Source organism: Auraticoccus monumenti, assembly GCF_900101785.1.
GTDB lineage: Bacteria > Actinomycetota > Actinomycetes > Propionibacteriales > Propionibacteriaceae > Auraticoccus > Auraticoccus monumenti.
On record NZ_LT629688.1, the window covers coordinates 22,656 to 45,780 of the forward strand.

18 protein-coding genes are annotated in these 23,125 nt (G+C 73.0%); 7 read left to right on the forward strand and 11 right to left on the reverse strand.

The genetic code is table 11. From position 1 onward, the window contains the following. The first annotated feature begins 19 nt into the window (after window positions 1-19). Complete coding sequence (locus tag BLT52_RS00100) at window positions 20-2,131, forward strand: acyltransferase family protein (RefSeq protein ID WP_157676887.1); 2,112 nt, start codon at window positions 20-22, stop codon at window positions 2,129-2,131. Between the two features lie 60 nt (window positions 2,132-2,191). Here the strand turns inward: BLT52_RS00100 and BLT52_RS00105 are convergent, their stop codons facing one another. From BLT52_RS00105 to BLT52_RS00115, 3 genes are all read right to left on the reverse strand, one after another. Continuing rightward, entirely contained in the window at window positions 2,192-3,376 is a 1,185-nt protein-coding gene (locus BLT52_RS00105; protein WP_090589463.1) for a PQQ-dependent sugar dehydrogenase, read from the reverse strand. Window positions 3,377-3,445: 69 nt separating this feature from the next. After that, window positions 3,446-5,941 carry a glycosyltransferase gene (locus BLT52_RS00110; protein ID WP_090589465.1) on the reverse strand — a complete coding sequence of 832 codons (2,496 nt, stop codon included), beginning with the start codon at window positions 5,939-5,941 and terminating at the stop codon, window positions 3,446-3,448. 6 nt (window positions 5,942-5,947) lie between these two features. Beyond that, entirely contained in the window at window positions 5,948-7,198 is a 1,251-nt protein-coding gene (locus tag BLT52_RS00115; protein WP_090589467.1) for a class I SAM-dependent methyltransferase, read from the reverse strand. A gap of 111 nt (window positions 7,199-7,309) precedes the next feature. Here BLT52_RS00115 and BLT52_RS21615 point away from each other — a divergent pair, with 111 nt between their 5' ends. The 5 genes from BLT52_RS21615 (at window position 7,310) to BLT52_RS00140 (ending at window position 13,607) form a co-directional block, all read left to right on the forward strand. Next, window positions 7,310-9,553, forward strand: coding sequence for a glycosyltransferase family protein (locus tag BLT52_RS21615; RefSeq protein WP_157676888.1), 2,244 nt, complete (start codon window positions 7,310-7,312; stop codon window positions 9,551-9,553). Continuing rightward, window positions 9,550-10,110 (forward strand): hypothetical protein, encoded by a 561-nt coding sequence (locus BLT52_RS00125; protein ID WP_090589472.1) that lies wholly within the window; start codon window positions 9,550-9,552, stop codon window positions 10,108-10,110. Before BLT52_RS21615 ends, BLT52_RS00125 begins: the two co-directional genes overlap by 4 nt. 143 nt (window positions 10,111-10,253) lie before the next feature. Further along, window positions 10,254-11,519: a nucleotide sugar dehydrogenase gene (locus tag BLT52_RS00130; RefSeq protein WP_090589473.1), complete on the forward strand. Its 1,266-nt coding sequence runs from the start codon at window positions 10,254-10,256 to the stop codon at window positions 11,517-11,519. A 16-nt stretch (window positions 11,520-11,535) separates the two neighbouring features. Beyond that, a complete protein-coding gene (locus BLT52_RS00135) occupies window positions 11,536-12,732 on the forward strand; it encodes a glycosyltransferase (RefSeq protein WP_090589476.1) in 1,197 nt (398 codons plus the stop codon). 98 nt (window positions 12,733-12,830) lie between these two features. Further along, the gene (locus BLT52_RS00140) at window positions 12,831-13,607 is read left to right on the forward strand and encodes a hypothetical protein (protein ID WP_090589477.1); all 777 of its coding nucleotides are present in this window, start codon (window positions 12,831-12,833) and stop codon (window positions 13,605-13,607) included. A 7-nt stretch (window positions 13,608-13,614) separates the two neighbouring features. Here the strand turns inward: BLT52_RS00140 and BLT52_RS00145 are convergent, their stop codons facing one another. After that, window positions 13,615-14,673 (reverse strand): magnesium and cobalt transport protein CorA, encoded by a 1,059-nt coding sequence (locus BLT52_RS00145; RefSeq protein WP_090589480.1) that lies wholly within the window; start codon window positions 14,671-14,673, stop codon window positions 13,615-13,617. A gap of 142 nt (window positions 14,674-14,815) precedes the next feature. After that, on the reverse strand, window positions 14,816-16,210 hold the full coding sequence (locus BLT52_RS00150; protein ID WP_090589482.1) for a mycothione reductase: 1,395 nt from the start codon (window positions 16,208-16,210) through the stop codon (window positions 14,816-14,818). Window positions 16,211-16,339: 129 nt separating this feature from the next. Here BLT52_RS00150 and BLT52_RS00155 point away from each other — a divergent pair, with 129 nt between their 5' ends. Continuing rightward, complete coding sequence (locus tag BLT52_RS00155) at window positions 16,340-17,308, forward strand: hypothetical protein (protein ID WP_090589484.1); 969 nt, start codon at window positions 16,340-16,342, stop codon at window positions 17,306-17,308. 45 nt (window positions 17,309-17,353) lie between these two features. On the opposite strand, the gene BLT52_RS00160 is transcribed toward BLT52_RS00155, so the two are convergent. From BLT52_RS00160 to BLT52_RS00185, 6 genes are all read right to left on the reverse strand, one after another. After that, window positions 17,354-18,271 carry a 1-phosphofructokinase family hexose kinase gene (locus BLT52_RS00160; protein ID WP_090589486.1) on the reverse strand — a complete coding sequence of 306 codons (918 nt, stop codon included), beginning with the start codon at window positions 18,269-18,271 and terminating at the stop codon, window positions 17,354-17,356. Between the two features lie 7 nt (window positions 18,272-18,278). After that, window positions 18,279-19,262 (reverse strand): c-type cytochrome biogenesis protein CcsB, encoded by a 984-nt coding sequence (gene ccsB, locus BLT52_RS00165; RefSeq protein ID WP_090589488.1) that lies wholly within the window; start codon window positions 19,260-19,262, stop codon window positions 18,279-18,281. Beyond that, window positions 19,262-20,779, reverse strand: coding sequence for a cytochrome c biogenesis protein ResB (gene resB, locus BLT52_RS00170; RefSeq protein ID WP_090596112.1), 1,518 nt, complete (start codon window positions 20,777-20,779; stop codon window positions 19,262-19,264). Before resB ends, ccsB begins: the two co-directional genes overlap by 1 nt. 143 nt (window positions 20,780-20,922) lie before the next feature. Beyond that, window positions 20,923-21,636: a cytochrome c biogenesis CcdA family protein gene (locus BLT52_RS00175; protein ID WP_090596113.1), complete on the reverse strand. Its 714-nt coding sequence runs from the start codon at window positions 21,634-21,636 to the stop codon at window positions 20,923-20,925. Window positions 21,637-21,686: 50 nt separating this feature from the next. Then, window positions 21,687-22,160, reverse strand: a complete 474-nt coding sequence (locus BLT52_RS00180; RefSeq protein ID WP_197679130.1) for a TlpA family protein disulfide reductase — start codon at window positions 22,158-22,160, stop codon at window positions 21,687-21,689. A gap of 272 nt (window positions 22,161-22,432) precedes the next feature. Then, window positions 22,433-23,119, reverse strand: a complete 687-nt coding sequence (locus tag BLT52_RS00185) for a histidine phosphatase family protein (RefSeq protein WP_231946425.1) — start codon at window positions 23,117-23,119, stop codon at window positions 22,433-22,435. Window positions 23,120-23,125: the final 6 nt, after the last annotated feature.

A 23,125-nucleotide genomic window follows, 5' to 3' on the forward strand; every position in this document is an offset into this window, starting at 1 on the left:
AACCAGGGCTGCCGGTCGGGTGACGGCCGAACCCACCGCTGCCGACCAGACCGTCCCGGCCCACCACCGCGACGACATCCAGGGGCTGCGCGCCGTGGCGGTCCTGCTGGTGCTCGCGTACCACGCCGGGGTTCCGGGTGTGCGTGGCGGTTTCGTCGGGGTCGACGTCTTCTTCGTCATCTCCGGGTTCCTGATCACGGGGCTGGTCGTGCGGGAGGTGGAGCGGACCGGTCGGTTGGACCTCCGCCGGTTCTACGCACGACGGATCCGCCGTCTGCTCCCGGCCACCGCCGTCGTCCTGGTGGGCACCGTCGTGCTCACCGCGGTGGCCCTGCCGGTCACCCGGTGGGAGTCGGTGCTGCGCGACGTCGTCGCCTCCGCCCTGTACGTCGTGAACTGGCGGCTCGCCGCCCAGAGCGTGGACTACCTGGCTTCGGAGCAGGCGAGCAGCCCGGTCCAGCACTTCTGGTCCCTGGCCGTGGAGGAGCAGTTCTACGTCGTCTGGCCACTGGTCGTGATCGCGGTGGTGGCGCTGCACCGGCGTCTCGGCTGGACGCTGCGGCGGGCCCTGGCCGTGGGGCTCGCCCTGATCGCGGTGCCCTCGTTGTGGTGGTCGGCCCACCACACCGCCAGCTCACCGGCCCAGGCGTACTTCGTCACCACCACCAGGCTGTGGGAGCTGGCCGCCGGGGCGTTCCTCGTGCTCGTGCTGCACCGACTGCGGGGGCTGCCCGCATCGCTGGCCAGGGGCCTCGGGTGGCTAGGGCTCGGCGGCATCGCGGTGTCGGCCCTGGTGTACACCTCGGCCACACCCTTCCCTGGTCTGGCCGCCCTGCTGCCCGTGCTCTCCACGGTGGCCGTGCTGGCCGCCGGGTCACGCCCCCACGCCGGTGGCGCCGGTGGCGCCGGCTGGTTCCTCACCTGGCGCCCGATGCGTCAGGTCGGAGACCTCTCCTACTCCCTCTACCTGTGGCACTGGCCTCTGGTGGTCGTGGGCACCGCCGTCTTCGCCGGCGAGGACGGCCGGCTCTGGTGGGTGGTGGGAGTGCTGCTGGTCTGCACCTCCGTCGTCCCCGCCTGGCTGACCCACGTCGTGGTCGAGCGCCCTGTCCACGGCGCCCGGCAGTTCCTGCGCGGGCCGGTGGTGCTGGCCACCCTCCTCACCTGCACCCTGGTGCCCGTGGCCGGGGCCGTCGCCCTCCAGCTCGACCTCGACCGCCGCACGGAGCGGTCGGCGGCGGTCCCCGCCGGGGAGGCGCTCGGTGCGCTCGCCCTGGGTGAGGAGCCCACCACCTCACCTGCCGGTGAGGCACCGGCCCGGCTGGGACCGACCACCCCCGACGTCACCCGGGCCGTCGACGACAACTCAGCCGTCTACACCGACGGGTGCCACCAGGACCAGGAGCAGACCGAGCCCGTCTCGTGCACCTACGGGGTGCCGGGCGCCGCGACCAAGGTCGCCCTGGTGGGTGACTCCCACGCCGCCCAGTGGCAGCCAGCCCTGGAGGCGGTCGCCGTGGCGCGGGGTTGGCAGCTGGACACCTACACCAAGTCCGCCTGCTCCTTCTTCGACGTGGACGTGCTGATCGGCGACCCCGCTGCCCCCTACACGTCCTGCTCGGGGTGGAACGAGGAGGTGTCGGAGGTGCTGACGACAGGCGGTTACGGCATCGTCTTCACCAGCGGCAGCAACCGGTACACGATGCAGGAGGACGGCGGGACCCTGACCGGGGCGGCTGCCGACGAGGCACTGGCCCGCTCCTACGCCCGCAGCTGGACCGTCCTCACCGACGCCGGGGTCGACGTCGTGGCGCTGGCCAACACGCCGTGGGTGGGCATCGACGTCCCCGAGTGCCTGGCGGTGAACCCGTCGGACCCGGCCGGCTGCGCCGCGGACCGCGACGAGGCCCTCACAGCCTCCGGTGCCGAGCAGGCGGTGGCAGCCCGGCTCGCCCCAGCGGCCCACCTCGTGGACCTGAACGACTGGATCTGCCCGCGCGCGACCTGCTCCCCGGTCATCGGCGGCGTCATCACCTTCCGCGACAGCCACCACCTGACCGCCACGTACAGCCGCAGCCTGTCACCATTCCTGGACGCCGATCTGGTGCGCCAGGGCGTGGTCGACGGCTAGGTCCCCAGCTGCCCGACCGGGCCCCGGGGTGGGCGGGGCCACGGTGGCCCCGCCCGCACCTCACGGCGCCTGGCGGGCGACCCTGAGGATGCGGTCGCCCGAGCCGTTGGACGTGGTGAGGTAGAGCGCCCCGTCCGGTGCCACGGCCAGCCCGCGGATCCGGCCGAAGGTGTTGTCCAGCCCCGGCATCTGCTCGGTCCGCACCACCCGGCGGGAGGAGTCCAGGGTCAGCACCCGGACCCCCTGGCCCTTGAGCTCGGCCACGGCGAGCGCTCCGTCCCAGCGTCCCCATCCGGAGCCGTAGAGGAAGGCCAGGCCGCTGGTGGCGACCGTCGGGGTGCCGGAGGACCAACGTGCCGGCACCGCGTTCGGGTAGCGGTTGCGGTCCGTCATCGGCACGGACTCGTTGTATCCCGGGACGGGGTTCCACCCGTAGTTGCCGCCGCGCTGCAGGCGGTTCACCTCGTCGTCGCGGTCGGGACCGTGCTCGGCGGACCAGATGTCCCCGCTGCCGTTGGGTCGCACGGCGAGGCCCTGCACGTTGCGGTGGCCGTACGTCCACACGTACCGGGCGTTCCCACCCCGGGAGTAGAACGGGTTGTCGGTGGGGACCCGGCCGTCGGGGTGGAGGCGGAGCGTCTTGCCCCCGAGCGACGACAGGTTCTGCGGGGTGGTGCCGACCGCCGCGTCCCCGGTGCCGACGCGCAGCGTGCCGTCGGGGGTGAAGGCGAGCTGGCAGCCACCGTGGCGGCCGCTGCTGATCGGGATGCCGCGCAGCATCGCGCCACCGTCTCGTGCGGCACCGGTGACCGAGGCGTTCAGCCGGAACCGCAGCACACGGATGTCGACGGGACGTCCGCCCTCCTGGTAGCCCATGCAGACGTAGAAGTAGCGGTTGGTGGCGAAGCGCGGGTCGACCGCGACACCCATCAGCCCGGTCTCGCTGCCGACGAAGAGGCCCGTGAGGTTGGCGGTCAGCGTCCGGGGGGCCGCGCTGCCCACCTTGACCTTGATCGCACCTCCGCGTTCGGTCCAGATCGGGGTGCGGTCGGGGAGGAACGCGATACCCCACGGGTTGGTCAGCCCGCCGGCCACCGTCTGGACGGTGACCTGGGGGGCGGCAGGGCGGGTCGGGGAGGCGGTGGCAGGCACGAGGGCGCCGGTCAGGACGACGGCCCCGACCACGGCGGCGGCGAGGAGGATGAGGGGCACACGGTGGCGGGGGACGCCGCGCAAGGAGGACATGGCCTGACGCTAGGCGGCACCCGGCTGCGTGACAATGGGCCGTCCACCGGACAGGCCGAACAGGTCGGATCAGGCCGTGGCCAGCGACGCCGCCACGACGGCCGCGGCGCCGAATCGCTCCTCGACCACCCGGCGGGACGCATCCCTTTGCGCAGCCCAGGCGGCCGGGTCGTCGTGCATCCGCTGAACCGTGGCCACCACGTCCGTGCTGTCGGCGTAGACCGCGCCGGGGCCGTAGAGCTCGCGGAACCTGGGAGCGGTGACGACCAGGAGCCCTGCGGCCATCGCCTCAGCGACCGGTCGCGCGAAGGCTTCGGTGGCGTCGTCGTCATCGAGGTAGACGAAGACGTCGAGGCCAGCCAGGAAGTCCTCGACCTCGATCGACCCTGTCTCCACCAGTGACCAGTGGTCGGGCACGGCCTCGCCCAGGAGGCTCCGCACCGAGCGAGTCGCTCCGAGCATCCGCACCGGCCCGGGGAAGGCGTAGGCCTGGAGCAGCTCCGAGGCTGCTGGGAACTTGCTGAGGACGTCGGCGGAGTGGCGGCCCACCACCAGCTCCGCCCAGGCCGGCAGGTCCCGACCCTCTCGGTCCGGGCCCAGCGCCACGACCGGCGGAAGGTCTGAGGTGCTCATCTCGCCCTGCGGGAGCAGTCCATCCAGCGACCGTCGCACCACCGGGCTCACCGGGAACCACGTGGCCCGTCGACCGAACAGCGTCTCGGCCGCGGCGGCGCAGTAGGCGGGGACGTGACGGTGGTCCCTGCCATCGAGCTCGACCGGTGTCGTGTTGGCCACCACCTCGACCTGCTCCACGTCCCAGGCGCTACGGCGCAGAGGGGCGAACTGCAGCACGTCCCCGCCCCACACCCTCACCCTCTGGACGTCGGCGGGTTCGTCAAGGAGCAGCCACTCGACCTTTCCCTGCTCGACCAGCTCGAGCGCGGCCGAGGCCGGTGTCACCTCCTTGTCGTAGAGGAGGCGGAAGAGCTCCAGGTGCGTGATCCCGACGCGGAGGCCGGCATCGACCAAGGCCTCCACCTCGGCGAGCATCGACCGGTTCCGGGCCCCGCCCCAGTCACGCCAGTCACCCACGACGACGACGTCGAGGTGACGGGTGCGGGCAGGCTTGTAGGCGATCGCCTGCGGCGCGGGATGAGACCGTTCGACCGGGTCCATGGAGGCGATGAGGGGACTCGCCGACCCGGTGCGGATCCTCTCGTGGTAGCGCTCGAAGAAGAAGCGGTAGCTCCACCGCGAGGCGTGCCTCCACCCCGGGCGGAAATCGCCGGTCGACAGACTCTCCTGACCCACCCTCACGACAGCCATCACAGCGGGGTCGGCGAGGACGCTCTCCGGGCCGAAGGTCGCGGCGATCCGCATGGCGTACTCGGAGTCCCCGCCCTTGCGCACGGCGTCGAAGAACCCCATCCGGGCGGTGACCCGCCGGCGGTCGAACATCAACGATGACGCGTTGAGCCGGGTGCCGTGGTAGCCGGCCCGGATGAAGCTCAGGTGCTCGGTCGCCCTGATGCAACGGGTGAGGTTGGCCACCACGTCCGGCGCCCCCTCCAGCCCCGCCACCTGGTAGGCGATCCGCTCCGGGTGGGCCCAGTCGTCGTCGTCGTGGAAGGTGACGTACGTGCCCCGGGCGAGGCCGATGGCGTAGTTGCGGCAGCGGTACGTCCCCGCGTTCACCGGGAGGCGGACGAGTCGGATGCGAGGGTCCCTGACGGCCACCTGCTGCAGCACGTCCTGGCAGTCCTCAGGAGACCCGTCGTCGACCACGATGATCTCCAGCTCCTGGTGCGACTGACGGAGCAGGGAGTCGATAGCGGAGAGCAGGTGGACCCCAGGGTTGTAGACCGACACCACCACGGTCACCAGGGGCCCGGCCGGCCTGGGCCGCGACGGCGACCAGAGCCGGTCGAACAGCACGCCGTCCCCGGGGAGGATGCTCAAGGGCTTGAGGTCCGCAGGCACGAACTCCTCCAGCCGGTCCAGCCACTCCGGCCACGTCGACTCCGGATGCAGCAGGGGGTTCGCCAGGTCCAGCCGGTGGGCGGCGACCGCCTCGCTCTCCAGGCGCGACTCCTCGATCACCGACTCGACCTGGGCGCGGGTACCCATGGTGGTCAGCAGGTCCAGGTACAGCAGCCCCTGGGCCCGGGTGAGGCGCCCCAGCTCACCGCTGCGCCGGATCACGTCGAAGAGAGCCAGAGCCAGGCGCCGGTCCTCGCGCACGCTGTCAGCCAGGTCGCGGTCCTCGACGATGGCGCCCTGCAGAGCTGTCACGTAGGCCACTCCGCCGAGGGCTCGCCAGTCGACGTCGACGGCGAGGATGCGTTCCGCCCACTCCTCGGTCCCACAGGACACCGGGTCGAAGACCTCAGCCGCCGACAGCTGCCCGCCGGTGGCCAGGTGCACCATGAGCCGTCGGCCGGCTGTCGACTCCGTTCGCAGCACCGTGCGTTCGAGTCGTCGCTGCGGGACCGCACGAGCGAGGTCCGCGTGGTCGTCCAGCAGGGAGCGCGGCCAGGCCTCGTCGACCGGGATGTGGTTCTGCACCGTGGCTCAGCTCTCCTGCAGGCGTCCGACCCCGGTCAGCACCGCCTGGTACCGCGAGGTGAAGGGGAGCTGGGTGACCGTGTCCCGCCGCTCCTTCCAGCGCTGGACCACGGCCTTCTCGTCGTCGCGGGCTGCGTCGTCGATGACCAGCACTGCGTCGGCCCGGAGTCGCGACTCCAGCAGCGGCAGCGCCGGGTACCTGCTCCAGGGGCCGACGGCCTGCGGCGGACCGTCCACGACCAGGATGTCGATCGGACCCAGGCCGTCGGTCTGGTCGGCGCTGTACCAGCGGTGCGTCTCCCCCTCCACGTCCCGCTCCTGCAGAGGTGCGTGCAGCACGGTGACCCAGTCCTGCAGGTCGTGGCGCGCCACCAGCGCCCGCACCTGGGCCGCGTAGCTCTCCTCGTGCTCGAGGGCGACCACCTTGCCGTACCCCTGGGCCCTCAACGCGTACCCGAGCCACAGGGTCGAGGCGCCGCTGCCGCACTCGACCACCAGGGCCGGTCGGCGGTCGCGGACCATCTCGGTCAGCATCAGGATCCCCGACGAGCTCATGGCCCAGCCACCAGCCAGTGGCAGGACGTCCTTGGGCTCGTACCTGCGGGTCAGCTGCAGCATGGCCTCCACCTCCTTGGCCGGTTCGTAGGAAACCCGGTTCACGTCCCGCCGCGTGGCGACGATGTCGGAGTGCAGCTGTCGGGTGGTCGCCTTGAGCGCGTCGAGATCTTTCGCCTGACGGCCCTCTCCGGCACCACGCTCCGACGCCACGCGTTCCACGACATCGACCACCCCAGAGGCGCTTCGCCGCAGCGCCTCGTCGAGACCGTCCCGCAGCAGGGACAGCCGCTCGTCGATGGCGTCGATGTTCATCGCACGACTCGCCTGGTTGATCTCCACTAGCTGCTGGATGACCGCTGCCAGCTGCAGCTTGAACGTCGAGATCTCGTCCAGGCTCTGTGTCCCCGCGTCCTCGACGGCGCGCCGGGCCGAGCGCATCTGCCGGGCCAGCCGCTCCTCCAGCCCGTCCACCTGCTCCAGGGTGCGGTCGGCGCGCTTGGTCAGCACGTTCACCTTCGCCAGCAGCCGCGCGTCCTCGGACCCGGAGTCGACCACGGCCAGCGCGACGAGCAGGACCAGGGTGGCCAACGCCGCACCGGCTACGGGCCAGGCGGTCAGCAGGCAGGCCGCGATGCCGACCAGCCACAGCACGACCGACGCCGCGATCAGAACCCACTGCCGCCGAGTCCAGCGCCGCACGATGCTCTCCGTCCTGACCGGGCGGCCGTCGGTGGGGGCACCAGGGGGGCGGGCCAGCACAGTCGCACCGAAATGTAGGGCAGCGCACCGGGGATTGCTACATTCCGCCCTGTGACCCTCCCCCCGCCCACGACCGATTCCCCCCGCGACGTGGACGTCCTCGACATCTCCGACCTCCGCTTCCCCGGCGGCACCTCCCACAGCGTCGCCGAGGAGATCCAGGCCCAGGCGACCGCGGGCTGGACGACCGGTCTGGTCCACCTCAACGGGCCGCTGGTCTCCAAGGTCCGCGAGGTCAACCCACTGATCCGCGCCCAGGTGCGCGCCGGCAACGCCCGGCTGCTGATCGGCCGGGACCCGGTGCGGGCCGGCGTCGTGGTGGTGCGGCACCCCGCGGTTCTCGAGCACGCCGCCGAGCAGCTGCCGCCGATCAGCACCGAGCACGTCGTGGTGGTGGCCAACGCCGCCCCCCTCGACATCGACGGCCACCGCCACTACACGCCCCAGCGGGTGCACGCCATCGCCCTCGAGCACTTCGGGGTCGCGCCGGTGTGGGCCCCGATCGGCCCCCAGGTGCGCGAGTCGATCCGCGAGGAGGTCCCGGCCGGCTCGATGCTCGCCGAGGACTGGGTCAACATCATTGACGTCGACGCCTGGGCGGTGACCCGCGACGGGTGGGCCGCCGACGTCGCGGTGATCGGCCGGCACAGCCGCAACTCCCCGCAGAAGTGGCCGCGTGACCGGCACATCCTCGAGGCCGTCTACCCGGTCGACGGCAGTGTCCGGGTCGCCGTCCTCGGCGGCGCGGAACCGGCCGCTCGGGTGCTGGGCCAGGCGCTGCCGGACTCCTGGCAGGTCCTGCCCTTCGGCGCCCTCCCGGCCAAGAACTTCCTGGCCGGACTGGACTTCTTCGTCTACTACCACGACCCGCAGTGGGTGGAGGCGTTCGGGCGCACGATCCTGGAGGCCATGGCCAGCGGGGTCCCGGCCATCCTGCCGCCGCACTTCCGGGAGCTCTTCGGCGAGGCGGCGGTCTATGCCGAACCCGAGGACGTCCGCGCCACCATCGCCCGCTTGCGCGCCGACCGCGCCGAGTGGGAGAGGGTGGCCGAACGGGCCTCCGCCCTGACCCGGGAGCGTTTTGGCCGCGAGGCCCACGTGCAGCGGATCACCACCTTCATCGACCGGCCGGCCGTCCCCGACGCCGAGGCCCCGGTCGTCCCTGTCGTCCCCACCTCGTCCAACGAGGCCGACCCGGCCCCGGTCGACACCTCCTCGTCGTCCCACCGTCCGCGGCTGCTGCTGATCAGCAGCAACGGCGCCGGCATGGGGCACCTGACCCGGCTGCTGTCCTACGCCCGGCGGGCCGAGCCGTCGCTGGAGCCGCACGTCCTCTCCCTCTCCCAGGCCGTCGGCGTGGTCGGCTCCTTCGGCTACCCCTACGAGTACCTGCCCTCCACCGGCGCCACCGGGATGGCGCCGCGGCGCTGGCACCCGCTCTTCGCCGACCGGGTCAGCGAGACCATCGCCCGCATCGACCCGGCGGTGGTCGTCTTCGACGGCACCTGGCCCTACGACGGGATCCCGGTGGTGCGCGAGCGCCACCCGGGCCCGCGGTGGGTGTGGTCGCGACGGGGGCTCTGGCGGGCCCACAAGAACGCCGAGCAGCTGGCCAAGGCCGACTGGTTCGACCTGGTGATCGAGCCCGGGGACCTGGCCGACCCGCTGGACCGGGGCGCCACCCGGGAGGCCCCGGCCTCCCGCGTCGGACCGGTCACCCTGCTCGACCCCACCGACCTCACCGGTCGTGCCGAGGCCCGCGAGGTCCTCGGGCTGCCGGCCGAGGGACCGCTCGCCCTGGTCTCCCTCGGCGCGGGGAACATCAACGACACCAGCGGCGACGTCGGGGCCGCGGTCGCCGCCCTGCGCTCGCTCGGGGTCGACGCCTGCGTCACCCAGACCCAGATCGCCGCCGCGAGCTCGGTCCCCGACGACGTGCACGTGGTCCGGCACTTCCCGCTGTCACGGCACTTCCGGGCGTTCGACGTCGCGGTCAGCGCCACCGGCTACAACTCCTTCCACGAGTTCCTGCGCTTCGGTGTCCCCACCCTGTTCGTGCCGAACACCGGCACCGCCCTGGACGACACCGAGGCGCGCTCGCGCTGGGCGGCGCAGCAGGGCTGGTCCCACGAGCTCCCCAGCCTGACGCCGGCCACCGCGACCCCGCTGCTGGCCGAGCTGCTCGAGCGCGGTCCCGAGATGGCCGCCCGCGCGGTCGCCGCCGACCCCGGCAACGGCGCGCCCGCCGCCGCCGACCTGCTGGTCCAGCTCGCATCCCAGGTGAGGACGTCATGAGTGACCTCGACCCCCTGCGTCGCGCCGCCCGCGTGGCCCGCAAGGTCCCCGGCTACCCGCGGCTGCGCCGTGCCCTGGTGCCGGCGCTGCGGCGCAACAAGGCCCTGCGCACCGTGGCCCACCGGATCTGGGCGGTGCGCCGCACCAACCGCCGCCAGGGCGCTCCCAGCAGCGACATCACCGCAGGCTCCCTGCTGGACGGCGTCGGCACCGAGAGCCTGCCGGTGGTCGGCGTGATCGCCTTCGACCTGACCCCTGACCAGGTCCGCGAGCTGGTCGACGTGGTCGCCGAGGAGCAGCTGCTGACGGCGTCCTTCCGCCCCCTCTTCGTCCTCGACCAGCCCGCCTTCGCCGCCACCCGGCGCTACTCCTACGTCGCCGAGCTGGTGGTCCCCGCCGACGGCTGGGAGGCCTACGGAGCCGCCGAGGGCTGGGGCGACTACCTGGCCCAGCGGCTGTCCTCGATCCAGGACGTGTTCGGGGTGGCCACCTGGATCCGGGTCCCCGCCGACGGCGTCGACACCGTGCTGCTGGCCCAGTTGCGCGCGCTGCCGTGAGTCGACTGGCTGGAGGGTCTCTTCCCCTCTAAGGTGCTGCGTGTACCGGCGTCCCCGATGGCCCGGTACGCCTGGAGCAGCCCGGGCGGGCCCTCCGGAGACATACCCCCGTACGTCGGGACGAACCGCGAGGAGCACCACCCATGGGCGACCGGATCGCCATCATCGGCCAGGGCTACGTCGGTCTGCCGCTCGCCCACGAGGCGAGCCGGGCTGGTCACACCGTCCTCGGCCTGGACATCAGCGAGCGGATCACCTCCGCCCTGAACGAGGGCCGGAGCCACGTCGACGACCTGTCCGACGCCGACATCGCGGAGATGATCTCGCAGGGCTACCGCGCCTCGACCGACTTCACCCAGCTCGCCGAGTGCGACGTCGTGGTGATCTGCGTGCCGACCCCGCTCTCCAAGGACGGCGGACCCGACCTCGGCCCGGTGCTCGCGGCCACCGCCAGCGTCGCGCAGAACCTGCACCCCGGGATGCTCGTGGTGCTGGAGTCCACCACCTACCCCGGCACCACCGACGAGGAGGTCCGCCCCCTGCTCGAGGCCGACGGGCTGACCGCGGGCGTGGACTTCCACCTGGCGTTCTCCCCCGAGCGGATCGACCCGGGCAACCAGAAGTTCGGCCCGAAGAACACCCCCAAGGTCGTCGGCGGCCACACCCCCGCCTGCACCGAGGCGGCCTCACGCTTCTACGGCTCCTTCGTCGACACCGTGGTCCCCACCAAGGGCACCCGCGAGGCCGAGATGGCCAAGCTGCTGGAGAACACCTACCGCCACATCAACATCGCCCTGGTCAACGAGATGGCGCGGTTCTGCCACGAGCTCGAGATCGACCTCTGGGACGTCATCGACGCCGCGGCCACCAAGCCCTTCGGCTTCCAGGCCTTCCGCCCCGGTCCCGGCGTCGGCGGCCACTGCATCCCGATCGACCCGAACTACCTCTCCCACAACGTCCAGGCCCGCCTGGGCTACCCGTTCCGGTTCGTGGAGCTGGCCCAGGAGATCAACGCGACGATGCCCTCCTACGTGGCTCGTCGCATCCAGGACGCCCTGAACGAGGACGGCCGGGCCCTGCGCGGGGCGAAGGTGCTCCTGCTCGGGGTCACCTACAAGCCGAACATCGCCGACACCCGGGAGTCCCCGGCCACCCCGCTGGCCAAGGTGCTGCACAGCCGGGGCGCCGACCTGCGCTACCACGACCCGTACGTGCGGAGCTGGAGCCCCAACGGCGTCGACGTCCCCGCCGCCACCGAGGACCTGCTCACCGCAGCCGGCGAGGCCGACCTGTGCGTGCTGCTGCAGGACCACCGCGACTTCGACCTGAGCGCCCTGGCGGGCAGCGGGACGCGCGTGCTGGACACCCGTGGCGTCATGCAGCGCAGCGACACCGTCGAGCGGCTCTGAGACACAGCGGCACGAGATGACTCCGAGCAGCGGCCACGGCGAGCACCAGTCCATCCTGGTGGTCACCGTGGTGCACGACCCCCGGGACGCGCGGATCTGGTTCCGGCAGATCCGCGCCCTGCTCGCCGCCGGCTGGCGGGTCACCTACGCGGCCCCCTTCAGCCAGATCGCCGAGGTGTCGGTCGACGACCTGGCCCCCGAGGACGCGGCCCGGCTGGAGCTGGTCGACGTCCCACGCGCCCGCGCGCGCCACCGGGCCCGGGCGGCGCTGACCGCGCGACGTCTCCTGCGCGACCGCGGGGCCGAGCACGACGTGGTGCTGGTGCACGACCCCGAGCTGCTGCTGGCCGCGATCGGCCTGGACCTCCCGCACCTGGTCTGGGACGTCCACGAGGACCCCGCGGCCGCCCTGGGGGTCAAGGCCTGGATGCCCGGACCGCTGCGCGGACCGGCCAGCCGCGGCTGGCGCCGGGTCGAGCGGTGGGCCGAGGAGAACCGCTCGTTGATCCTGGCCGAACGCAGCTACCAGAAGCGGTTCCGGCGCCGCCACCCCGTCGTGCTCAACTCGGTCACGGTCCCCGAAGGACGTCGACCCAGCACCACCCGGCGCGTGCTGTACCTCGGCTCGGTGACCTCCGTCCGCGGTGGTGACCTGCTCCCGGCCATCGGCGCCGGCCTCCGCGAGCGCACCGGCGGCAGCATCCAGCTGGAGGTCATCGGCGGGGCCCACGACGCCTCCACCGAGAGGGCGCTGCTGTCGGCCCAGGAGGCCGGTGACCTGATCTGGCACGGCTACCTCCCCAGCGACCAGGCCCTGGACCGGGTCAGCGGGGCGCTGGCCGGGCTGGCCCTGCTGAGCGACGTCCCCAACTACCACCTGAGCCTGCCCACCAAGGTGGTGGAGTACTGCGCCCTCGGCGTGCCGGTGATCACCACCCCGCTGCCCCTGGCGGCCCGGCTGGTGACCGAGCACGAGGTCGGCGTGGTCGTCCCCTACGCCGACCCGGCCGCGGTGGTGGACGCCGTGGTCCAGCTGGCCGCCGACCAGGAGGCCGCGGACCAGATGGGCGCCCGGGGTCACGAGCTGGCGCTGCGCGAGCACGACTGGCGGCACTGGTCGGCGGTGTTCATCGACGAGATGGCCCGCTTCGCCGACCACCGCTCGGCCCGCTCCCGCCCGCACGCGCACTCGTTCCAGCCGCGCCGCGTCTGACGGGACGCCTCGACGGGTCCCCGACCGGGTCCGGCGGACCACCGCCTACGATGCGTGGGCGCCGCCTGCCCGGTGAGCGGCCCGAAGGAGCATGCACCATGGCCCAGTCCTCCTACGTCTCCGACGAGCAGCTCACCCGAGCGCTCGGCATCTACAGCGGGATGGTGGACCAGGTGATCGGGGACCCCCGCCGCTGGCTCGGCCTGGACGACGACCCGCCTCCGACCGCGAGGTTCCCCGCCCGGGTGCTCGACGCGCTCCGGGACCGGGCCTTCGGCGAGACCACCCCGAGCTCGCCCCGCTGGTCCGACCTCCCCGTGCAGCAGCGGGTCGACTGGTGGGTGACCCGGATCGGGGTCAGCGCCGGGCTGGCGGCAGCCGCGCCCCGGCTGGCCGGGGCGCTGGCCGACCGGGTGCCGCTGCAGGCGGCCCTCGGCGCCTCCGCCGCCGGGCTGGCCGTGTGCGCGACCGCCCGCGAGCACGGGCGGAGCGACCCGGCCGAGTGGGTCCCGCTGCTCGGTGCGGTGCTGTTCGACCGCGACCTCTCCTCCCAGGGGAGCTCGGTGCCGACGAGCTCGGAGTCGGAGCAGCAGCTGGCCGCCGAGGACGAGGGTGCCGGGGAGCCGGCCGAGGACCCGGGAGACGGCCTGCGTGGTGGCGCCCGGCGGGCGGCCCGGACGGTGTGGCGGCTGGCCCGCACGCTCTGGGACCTGCAGGGCCTCCTCGACGAGCGACCCCGCGGCGGTCTGCTGCCGCGGGCCCTGGCCAAGCTGCCGGTCATCGGGCTGGCGGGCGGCTGGCTCGACGAGCGCGGCGGCATCCGCCAGGCGGCCCGGCAGACGACCCTCCTGCTGGCTCAGTCGCCCGCCGGCTGACGCGCGTTCACAGCCAGCCCTTGCGGCGGAACACCGCGTAGAGGACGAGGGCCATCAGCACCATCCCACCCACCGCCAGCGGGTACCCGGCCCGCCAGGCCAGCTCGGGCATGTGGTCGAAGTTCATCCCGTAGACCGAGGCGATCAGGGTGGGCGCGAACAGGATGGCCGCCCAGGCGGAGATCTTCTTGACCTCCTCACCCTGGCGCAGCGAGGTCTCCGACAGCCGGCGGGTCTCCTCGTTCTGGGCCAGCCCGGCCTCGGACAGTCGACGCATCTCGTCGTTCTGCTGCTGGGTGACCAGGGTGGAGTGCACGGTCAGGGCGTTCTGCAGCAGGGTCCGGAAGGCGTCGGCCCGCTCGGTGACCCGCAGCGCGTGGTCCAGCACGTCACGCAGCGAGCGCTGCAGCTCCTCGTGCACCTGGTACTTCTCCGCACCCCGCAGCAGCCCCTCGAGCACCGCGAACAGCGGCGTGGTGGCGCGCTGGAAGCCGATCACCTCGCTGAGCAGCTGGTAGATGCGGCGGGAGACGTCGGGGTCGTTGGCGAAGAGCTGGTCCTCGATCTCGTCGATGTCGTTCTCCAGGCCCGCCACGACGGGGGCGTAGCCGTCGACCACCTCGTCCAGCACCGTGTAGAGCACGGCCTCCGGACCCATGGCCAGCAGGTCGGGGGACGACTCCAGACGGCTGCGGACCGGGGCCAGGTCCGGGCGCGTGGCGTGGCGCACCGTGACCACGAAGGAGGGGCCGATGAAGACGTGCACCTCCCCGAACTCCACGGTCTCGGTCTCGTCGACGTACCAGGCCGGACGCAGCACCACGAAGAGGGTGTCGCCGTAGCGCTCCACCTTGGGCCGCTGGTGGCCCTTGCCCGCGTCCTCCACCGCCAGCGGGTGCAGGTCGAACTCGCGGGCCACCGAGTCCAGCTCCGCGGGGCTGGGACGGAACAGGCCGATCCAAGCCATCCCGCGGCGCTCGTGCAGCAGCTCGAAGGTCTCGTCCAGGCTCGCCGGGTTCTCGGTCCGGCGACCGTCGACGTAGACGCAGTTGTCCACCAGGGGCACGTGCGTTCCTCCTCCTGCGGTGCGAGCGGGGCCACGGCTCCGGCGGGCGGTCGCCCGGGAGCACGCTACCGCCGCGCGGGGCGGGGACGGACGCGCGCAGGCGACCTCGACGATCCTCTGACCTCCGCGGGGGCGCGCGCCGTCAGAGGTCGAGGGCCAGCAGGGCGTTCTCGACCAGCTCGGTCATGGCCGGGTGGATCCAGTACTGCCCCGTCGCCATCTCCCGGGCCCCGAGCCCGAAGGACATCGCCTGGATCAGCGGCTGGATCAGCACCGAGGCCTCGGGGCCGATGATGTGGGCGCCCAGCAGCCGACCGGTCCCCCGCTCGGCCACCAGCTTGGCGAAGTGGGTGTCGTCCTCCATCGCCCAGCCGTAGGCGATCGAGCCGTAGTCCTGGTGGGCGGTGACGACGTCGAGACCGGCGTCGCGGGCCTCCTGCTCGGTGAGCCCGACCGAGGCCACCTGCGGCTCGGAGAACACCGCGTGCGGGACGAAGCGGTGGTCGGAGCGGATCATCGCGTCGGGGTGGGCCAGGTTGTGCTTGACCACCCGCATCTCGGCGTTGGCCACGTGCTTGAGCTGCCAGCGGTTGCTGACGTCGCCCAGGGCGAAGACGCCCTCGGCGGTGGTGCGCTGGTAGGCGTCGACCACCACCCGCCCGGCGTCGTCGACCCCGATGCCCGCCTTCGGCAGGTCGAGGGTGTCGCCGTTGGGGACGCGGCCGGTGGCGAAGAGCACCAGGTCGCCGTGGTGGGTGGAGCCGTCCTCACCGACCACGGTCGCCCCGGAGCCGTCCGCCTCGGCCCGTACCTCCGCCACCGTGGTGCCCCGCACCAGCCGCACCCGTCGGGCCATCAGGTCGGTGAACCGGGCGGACACGTCGGCGTCCTCCTCGCGCAGCATGCGGTCCGAGCGCAGCACGATGGTGACGTCGACCCCGAAGGAGGCGAACACGTGGGCGAACTCGGCGGCCACGAAACCGCCGCCCACGATGACCATCGACGCCGGCAGCGCGTCGATGCGCATCACGGTGTCGGAGGTGTGGGCCCAGGCCGGCCGGGTGGTGGCGCCGTGCTCGAACCACTCCTGCTCCACGCCGGGGACGTCCGGGACGACCGGGCGGCTGCCGGCGGCGACCACGAAGCGGTCGGCGGTGATCTCCTCGTCCCCGACCACGAAGGTGCGCTCGCCGGTGAAACGGCCGCGCTCGCGGTAGAGGGTGACGTTGTCGGCCCGGCGGCGCCAGTCCTCACCGCCGCTGGAGATGGCGTCGATGCGGGTGAAGATGCGGTCGCGGATGCCCACCCAGTCCACCGACTCCCGACGCAACCCGACCCCGAGCCGGGCCGCGCGCTCCGGCGTGGAGGCCAGGTTGGCGGGGTGGACGTACATCTTGGTGGGGATGCACCCGACGTTGAGGCAGGTGCCGCCGAAGATGCCCTTGTCGACCAGGGCCACCCGCTGGCCGTCCAGCGACTCGTCGATCAGGGAGTTGCCCGAGCCGGAACCGATGATGACGAGGTCGAAGTGGCGCACCCGTCCATCCTGCCACCCCGCACCAGCCCGGACCGTCGTCGGAAATGCCTGCGGGGGCCGGGCCCACGAGGCACCATCGAAGAGGACGGCAGGTCGCCGTCAGAGCTCCTCCCAGAACCAGGAGATGCCATGAGAACCCTGCGCATCGTCGGCGCCGTCGCTGTCGCCGTCCTTGCCGCGAACGTCGTCACCACCCCGGCCGCTGCGGCCGGGGAGCCGACCCGCACCCTGAACACCGTCGACGAGCTGTCCTGCGTCTTCTCGACCACCACCGGGGAGAGCGTCTTCCTCCAGGCCAGCGGGGACAGCCTCTCCGGCGACTCCGGCTCCTCCTTCTTCGTCGAGGACGAGGACTACCAGCTGGTCCTGCAGGGGTGGGAGGGGACGGCCACCTTCGGTCCGCGCTTCACCGCGGAGATCACCGCCAAGGACCCCTCCACCGGCGGGTCGGTCGGGACGGCCACCTTCGCCGCCGACGTCGCGCAGGCCGAGCCGGTCGTGCAGCAGGTCGACGAGCGCGACGGCAACATCCGCACCACGGGCACCATCACCACCAGCGAGTTCACCTTCAGCCAGGTCTCCGCGAGCGTGCCCGGTCTCTCCCCGATCAGCGACGAGCTGTCCTGCAGCGGGTCGAGGATCGTCTTCGACCTGCGCTCCACCAACCCGGCGATGCACGTCGTCCGCTCCCGGGACTTCAACTCCGACATCTGCACCCTGGCCGGCATCGCCGACGCCGCCGTCCTGCTGAGCGGCAACAGCCGGACGGCGCCCTACGCCGAGGTCGTCGTCGACGACGGCGTGAACCCGCTCGAGGCGCAGGGCGACGTGGTCGTGCGTGGCAACCGGGGTCGGTTGGAGGCACCGCTGGTGGAGGTCGGCACGGGTGAGACGGTGGCGCAGCTCACCCTGTCCCTCGAGCTGACCCGGGCCGGCGCGCCCTCCACCACGATCGAGCGGGACGGGAGGTCCCGCGTCATCGACACCGACACCCCCTACTGGGCGCACGTCGGCGTCGAGACCTCCGACGGCCGCCGTGGCGAGGTCACCTGCGCCGCCGAGGAGGAGGTCCGCACGACGATGACGTCGCGTCGCTGACCCGCCCCCACCCGACGTCCGTGCCGCGACGTCGGGTGGGCGTGCTCAGACCGTGGTGACGGCGAGCTCGGCGGCGATCGCGCGGGCCTCGTCCTCGCGCAGCCGACCGGGGCCGGGGACCATCGCGTTGGCGGTGCCGGCCCCGGCACCGAGGCGGACGGCGTCGACCAGCCCCAGGCCCTCGGTGAGCCCGGTCAGCAGACCGCCCAGGTAGCTGTCGCCGCTGCCCTGGGACCAGCGGCCGCGACGGCTGCTGGCCGCGACCCGCCAGCGCCGTCCGTCCTGGGACAGCGCCGACCCCGACGCCCCGTCGGTGACCACCACCGGCGCGGACGCCCGCGCGGCGACGGCCGCGACCAGCTCGGACAGGTCGACGTCGGGGGCGGTCCCGACCAGGTCGACGGCCTCGGAGCGGTTGATCTTGACCAGGTCCACGCCGCGCTCCAGCAGCTCGGTCAGCAGCTCCCCGTAGCAGTCGGCGGCCACCCGGGCGCCGTGGTGGCGGGCCCGGGCCAGCAGGTCGGCGACCCGGGCGGGGTCGGCGCCCTCGGGCAGCCCGCCGTTGACCGCGACCCAGTCCGTGCCGCCGGCCAGCGCCTCGTCCAGGGCGGCCTCGACGTCGTCCAGCACGCCGTCGGCCAGCGGGGTGGCCCGCTGGTAGATCTCGGTCATGTCGGCCCCGGCGACCGAGACGCAGATCCGGGTCTCGTGCGGGTTGGGCACCACCACCGCCGGCAGCCCCTCCTCCGCCAGCAGGGTGCGCATCAGGTCCCCCACCGGGCCGCCGAGGACGGTCACGGCCCGGGTCGGCGCACCGAGCGCGGTCGCCGCCCGCACCATGTTGAGGCCCTTGCCGCCGGCGCAGCGGACCGTGCTGAGGGGCCGGTGGATGGCGCCGACGGTGAGCTCGTCGACCTCGTAGCTGATGTCCAGGCTGGGGCTGAGCACCACCGCCGTGATCATGCCCGGCTCACACCCCCGCGTAGGAGTGCAGACCGGAGACCAGCAGGTTGATGCCGATGAAGTTGAACCAGAACGCCACCACCCCGGTGATGGCCATCACTGCGGCCGGCGTCCCCCGCCAGCCGGCGGTGGCCCGGGCGTGCAGGTAGCCGGCGTAGATGACCCAGGTGACCAGGCTCATCGTCTCCTTGGGGTCCCAGCCCCAGAACCGGCCCCAGGCGTACTGCGCCCAGACCGCGCCGGCGGCGATGGTGAAGGTCCACAGCGGGAAGGCGAAGGCGTGCGCGCGGTAGGCGATCAGGTCGATCTGGCGGGCCGAGGGCAGCTTCGCCAGGTACCCGCGGACGGTCCCGCGGCGCTCGGCGCGGTCCTTGACGAGGTAGAGGATCGAAGCCAGCGCGCCGACGTTGAAGGCCGCACCCGACAGGGCCGCGGCGACGATGTGGAAGAGGAACCAGGCCGAGTGCAGCGAGGGCACCAGCGGGGCGACGTCGACGTAGAAGACGGTGACGGCCAGCCCCATGCCGACCGTGGAGAGCAGGGTCACGAGCAGCCCGAGCCAGCGCTGCCCGAGCCGGACGGCCAGGAACAGGTGCACGGCGACCACGAACAGCAGCGAGGTGCTGACGAACTCGTACATGTTGCCCCACGGGAACCGGTCGGCGGCCAGCCCGCGGGTGACCACCGCGAGGGCGTGCACGACGAAGGCCACCAGCGTGAGGGCCACCCCGATCCGGCCGAAGCGGTCGACCCGGAGCAGCGCGCGCTCGTCGTCGACGGGGTCCCCGGCGCCGGCCTGGAGGGCCACCGAGCCGGACCCGGGCTCGCCCACCGAGGCGCCGACCAGCTGGCGCTCGCGGGTGCGTCGCTCACCGGTGGTCTCCCCGGTGCCGCGGGCGGCGGCCCACTCGGCGGCGTGGGCGATGGCTGCGAACAGGTAGATCACCGCCGCGGTGACCATGGCGGTGTTCGACACTCCTCCGACGTCCATCAGCGCTCGTCCTCTCCCTGTCCGGGCCGGCGCTCCGCGCCGTCTCCGGGTCCATTCTCGTCTGCGCCCAGCTGCTGCGCGAGCTGGGCCACGTCCTCGTCGAGACCGGTCCGGGCGTCGGCCCGGTCCAGACCGCCGACCTCGATCTCCGTCTCACCACTGGTTCCGGCCCGGGCCCGCACCCAGATCCGTCGCGGGCGGACGAACAGCGACAGGCACAGCCCGGTGACCGCGGCCACCACCGCACCGAGGGTCAGCGGCAGGGCGGGGGTGCTGCTGACCTGCAGCTTCACCCAGCGCTCCCAGCCGTCCATGGTGATCGAGCCCCGGCCGTCGGGCAGGGTGACGCTCTCCCCCGGCGCGAGCCGGATCCGCAGGGTGTCGGTGCCGTCCTCGGTGAGCACCTTCTCCAGCCCGGTGATGTCGAGGGAGTACACGTTCTCCGGTGCCCCGGTCTCCTCCTTCGGCGGGCCGTACCAGGCGTTGAGGAAGAGCTCGGGGGCGAAGGCGTCGGGGAACAGCGAGCGCGGGCCCAGCTCGTCGACCTGGGCGGTGGGCAGGAAGAAGCCCTGGAAGGCCAGCCGCTCCGGTCGCGCGTCGGGTGCCTTGATGGCGCCGGCGGAGGTGAAGTTGCCGTCCTGGGGCAGGAAGGGCACCAGCCCGGAGAAGGCGACGTCGCCGTTGCCGTCGCGGACGGTGACCCGGGGGGCGTAGCCGTGACCGGTGAGGTGGACGTCGGTGCCGTCGATGGTGAGCGGCCTGTTGACCTCGAGGTTGAAGTCGTAGGGCTGCTCCCCCGGTGACTCGGTGACGGTGAGGTCGGCGTCGAAGACACGGGCCGCGCCCATCTGCACCGGGCCGGTCTCGAACTCGGCGGTGAACTGGTTCACGACGAGGGAGAACGGCGGCAGCCCGGTGGGGTCGAAGCGACCGCCGGCGGTGATGTCGTCGTACTGGCTGATGGTGTTGGCGAACCCCTGCCCGACCGGGACGACCACGTTGCCGCGGTACCCGCCGAGGGCACCCACGGCCAGCCCGATCAGCAGCACCACCAGGCTCAGGTGGAAGACCAGGTTGCCGGCCTCGCGGAGGTGGCCGCGCTCGGCGGCCACCGAGTCCTCGCGCACCTGCACCCGGAACCGCTTGCGGCGCAGCGCCGCGGCGGCGGCCTCCAGCACCTCGGCCGGGGCGGCGTCGCTGGTGGTGGTGGCGGCGGCGGGGAGGCGGCGCAGGTTCCTCGGGGTCCGGGGCGGCTGGGCGCGCAGGGCCCGCCAGTACACCCGGGTGCGGGGCACGATGCAGCCGACCAGGGAGACGAAGAGCAGCAGGTAGATGGCGGAGAACCAGGGCGAGGCGTAGACGTCGAAGAGCCCGATGGCGTCGTAGAAGCGTCCCAGCGCGGGGCTCTCCTCGATCCAGGCGCTGACCTCGAACGGCGCGGTGGGCCGCTGCGGCAGCAGGGCGCCGGGGATGGCGGCCACGGCCAGCGCCAGCAGCAGGGTCAGCGCGGTGCGCATCGAGGTCAGGTTGGTCCAGAGCCAGCGCAGCCACTCCACCGGCCGCAGGGAGCGCGGCGCCTCGGTGGCGGGACGTCGGTCGCGGTGCGGCTCGGGGGCGGTGTCGTCGGTCACGACGTCGGGCTGCTGGTCGGTGGTGCCGCTCACAGCGGTGCCCCGACGCTCGCGGCCCACTGCCGGATGCCGCCCATCAGGGCGTCCCACAGACCGGTGACCAGCAGCAGCCCCGTGAGCACCATCAGCGCCCCGCCGACGCCCATCACCAGCCGCTGGTGCCGCTTGACCACGCCCACCACCCGGTTGACCCGGCCCCAGGCCAGCCCGGCCAGCACGAACGGGATGCCGAGACCGAGGGAGTAGACGAAGGCCAGCAGAGCCCCGCGGGAGGCGCTCCCCTCGTTCAGGGCCAGGGTCAGCACGGCGGCCAGGGTGGGTCCGATGCAGGGGGTCCAGCCGAAGCCGAACACCATGCCGAGCAGCGGCGCGAAGGCGATGCCCGCCCGGGGGACGCGCTGCAGCCGCAGCTCACCGCGTCCCAGCGGGATGACGCCGAGGAAGACCAGCCCGAGCAGGATGGAGACGACGCCGGCCGCCGGGGTGAGCCAGCCGCGGGCGTCGAGGAGCACCTGGCCGGCCGCCCCGAAGACGGCGCCGGTCAGCACGAAGACGACGGAGAAGCCGAGCACGAACAGCGAGGTGCCGAGCAGCATCCGGCCCTTGTTCGCCTTGCCGCCGAGCACCTCCGCCGCTCCGAGCCCGGTGGCGTAGGAGAGGTAGCCGGGCAGCAGGGGCACCACGCAGGGGCTGAAGAACGAGACGGCCCCGACCAGCAGGGCCACGGGGATGGCGAGCGCCATCGACCCGCTGACCGAGTCGGCCAGCCACCCGGCGAGGTCCATCGGCACCATCAGCGCCCCTCGCTGACGTCGGTGACCAGGTCGGCCAGGGTGGTGGCGCTGATGGTGCCCAGGACGCGCGCGGCGACCCGGCCCTCGCGGTCGATCACCAGCGTGCTGGGGATGGCCGAGGGCGGCAGGTTGTCGGCGAAGCGGAGCTGCAGCTCACCGGTCGGGTCGTCCAGGCTCGGGTAGGGGATCTCGAAGGCCCGCAGGAAGGCCTCCTCCGCCGCCGGGTTGTCCTCCTTGGCGTTCAGCCCGACGAACTGGGCGATGCCCTCGGTCCGGGCCGCGGCCTCCACCAGGTCCGGGGACTCGGCTCGGCACGGGGCGCACCAGGACGCCCACACGTTCAGCACCACGACCTGGTCGTCGAAGTCGCCGAGGGCGATCTCCCCGTCCCCGCCGACCAGCGGCCCGCGGACGTCCGGCGCCGCCTCCCGCTCGTCCGGCGCTACCTGGGTGATCGTCCCGTCCCCGGACACGAACCCCTCCTCGACCCCGCTGGTCCCGCCCCCGCCGGTGCACGCCGACACCGCGAGCGCCACCGCGACGACGACTCCGGTCCAGCCCGGCCGACGTCGACGCGAGCGCGACGAGGCACCCGACGCGAGCGTCCTCAGCCCGTGGTCCGACGCCGGCACGTCAGACCCGGAGCCGCCGAGGACGCGAGGAGGAGGCTCGGCCGGGCGGGACGTCTCGCCGCGAGGGGTCACCGCGGACCCGGCCACGAAGAACCGACGCACGACGAGCCGACTCACGCGCCGGCGACGAACTGCCGACCCTTGCCCTTGGCGGGCAGCAGGTCCACCGCGGGTTCGGAGTAGGCGACGTTGACCACGCGCCCGTCGATCACCGTCATGGAGGTCAGGCTGGCCAGGGTGCACTGGCGGCGACGCGGGTCGTGCACCAGGCGGCGGCCGACGGCGTCGCAGCGCGCCATCCAGATCGGCAGCTGGTGGGAGACGATCAGCGCCTCGTGGCCGTCGGCGGCGATGGCGGAGTCCAGGATGGCGGCCCGCATCCGCACCACGATCTCGGTGTAGGGCTCACCCCAGGACGGGCGGGTGGGGTTGCGCAGCAGCCACCACATCCGCGGGTCGCGGAGGGCGGACTTCTTGGCCGACATCACGCGCCCTTGGAGCAGGTTGGCCGACTCGACCACCCGGTCGTCGGTGACGACCTGCAGGTCGGGGTGCTGGGCGGAGACCGGGGCCATGGTCTCCTGGGCGCGCTCCAGCGGGGAGCAGCGCAGGTGGGTCAGGTCGGCGTCGGCCAGGTGCTCCCCGAGCCGCTCGGCCATGGCGCGGCCGCGCTCGGAGAGGTGGAAGTCCGGGAGCCGGCCGTAGAGGACGCCGGTGGGGTTCTCCACCTCGCCGTGACGCAGCAGGTGGACGATCGCGCGTCCGCGGTGCACCGGCACGTGCGGTTCGATGTCGTTCACGGCTCC

What these genes read in the sequence shown, in the direction of transcription:
- BLT52_RS00105 (WP_090589463.1), bottom strand. Translation starts at nt 3,376, where the DNA reads ATGTCCTCCTTGCGCGGCGTCCCCCGCCACCGTGTGCCCCTCATCCTC.
- BLT52_RS00125 (WP_090589472.1), top strand. Translation starts at nt 9,550, where the DNA reads ATGAGTGACCTCGACCCCCTGCGTCGCGCCGCCCGCGTGGCCCGCAAG.
- BLT52_RS00130 (WP_090589473.1), top strand. Translation starts at nt 10,254, where the DNA reads ATGGGCGACCGGATCGCCATCATCGGCCAGGGCTACGTCGGTCTGCCG.
- BLT52_RS00135 (WP_090589476.1), top strand. Translation starts at nt 11,536, where the DNA reads ATGACTCCGAGCAGCGGCCACGGCGAGCACCAGTCCATCCTGGTGGTC.
- BLT52_RS00140 (WP_090589477.1), top strand. Translation starts at nt 12,831, where the DNA reads ATGGCCCAGTCCTCCTACGTCTCCGACGAGCAGCTCACCCGAGCGCTC.
- BLT52_RS00155 (WP_090589484.1), top strand. Translation starts at nt 16,340, where the DNA reads ATGAGAACCCTGCGCATCGTCGGCGCCGTCGCTGTCGCCGTCCTTGCC.
- BLT52_RS00160 (WP_090589486.1), bottom strand. Translation starts at nt 18,271, where the DNA reads ATGATCACGGCGGTGGTGCTCAGCCCCAGCCTGGACATCAGCTACGAG.
- ccsB (WP_090589488.1), bottom strand. Translation starts at nt 19,262, where the DNA reads ATGGACGTCGGAGGAGTGTCGAACACCGCCATGGTCACCGCGGCGGTG.
- resB (WP_090596112.1), bottom strand. Translation starts at nt 20,779, where the DNA reads ATGCGCACCGCGCTGACCCTGCTGCTGGCGCTGGCCGTGGCCGCCATC.
- BLT52_RS00175 (WP_090596113.1), bottom strand. Translation starts at nt 21,636, where the DNA reads ATGGCGCTCGCCATCCCCGTGGCCCTGCTGGTCGGGGCCGTCTCGTTC.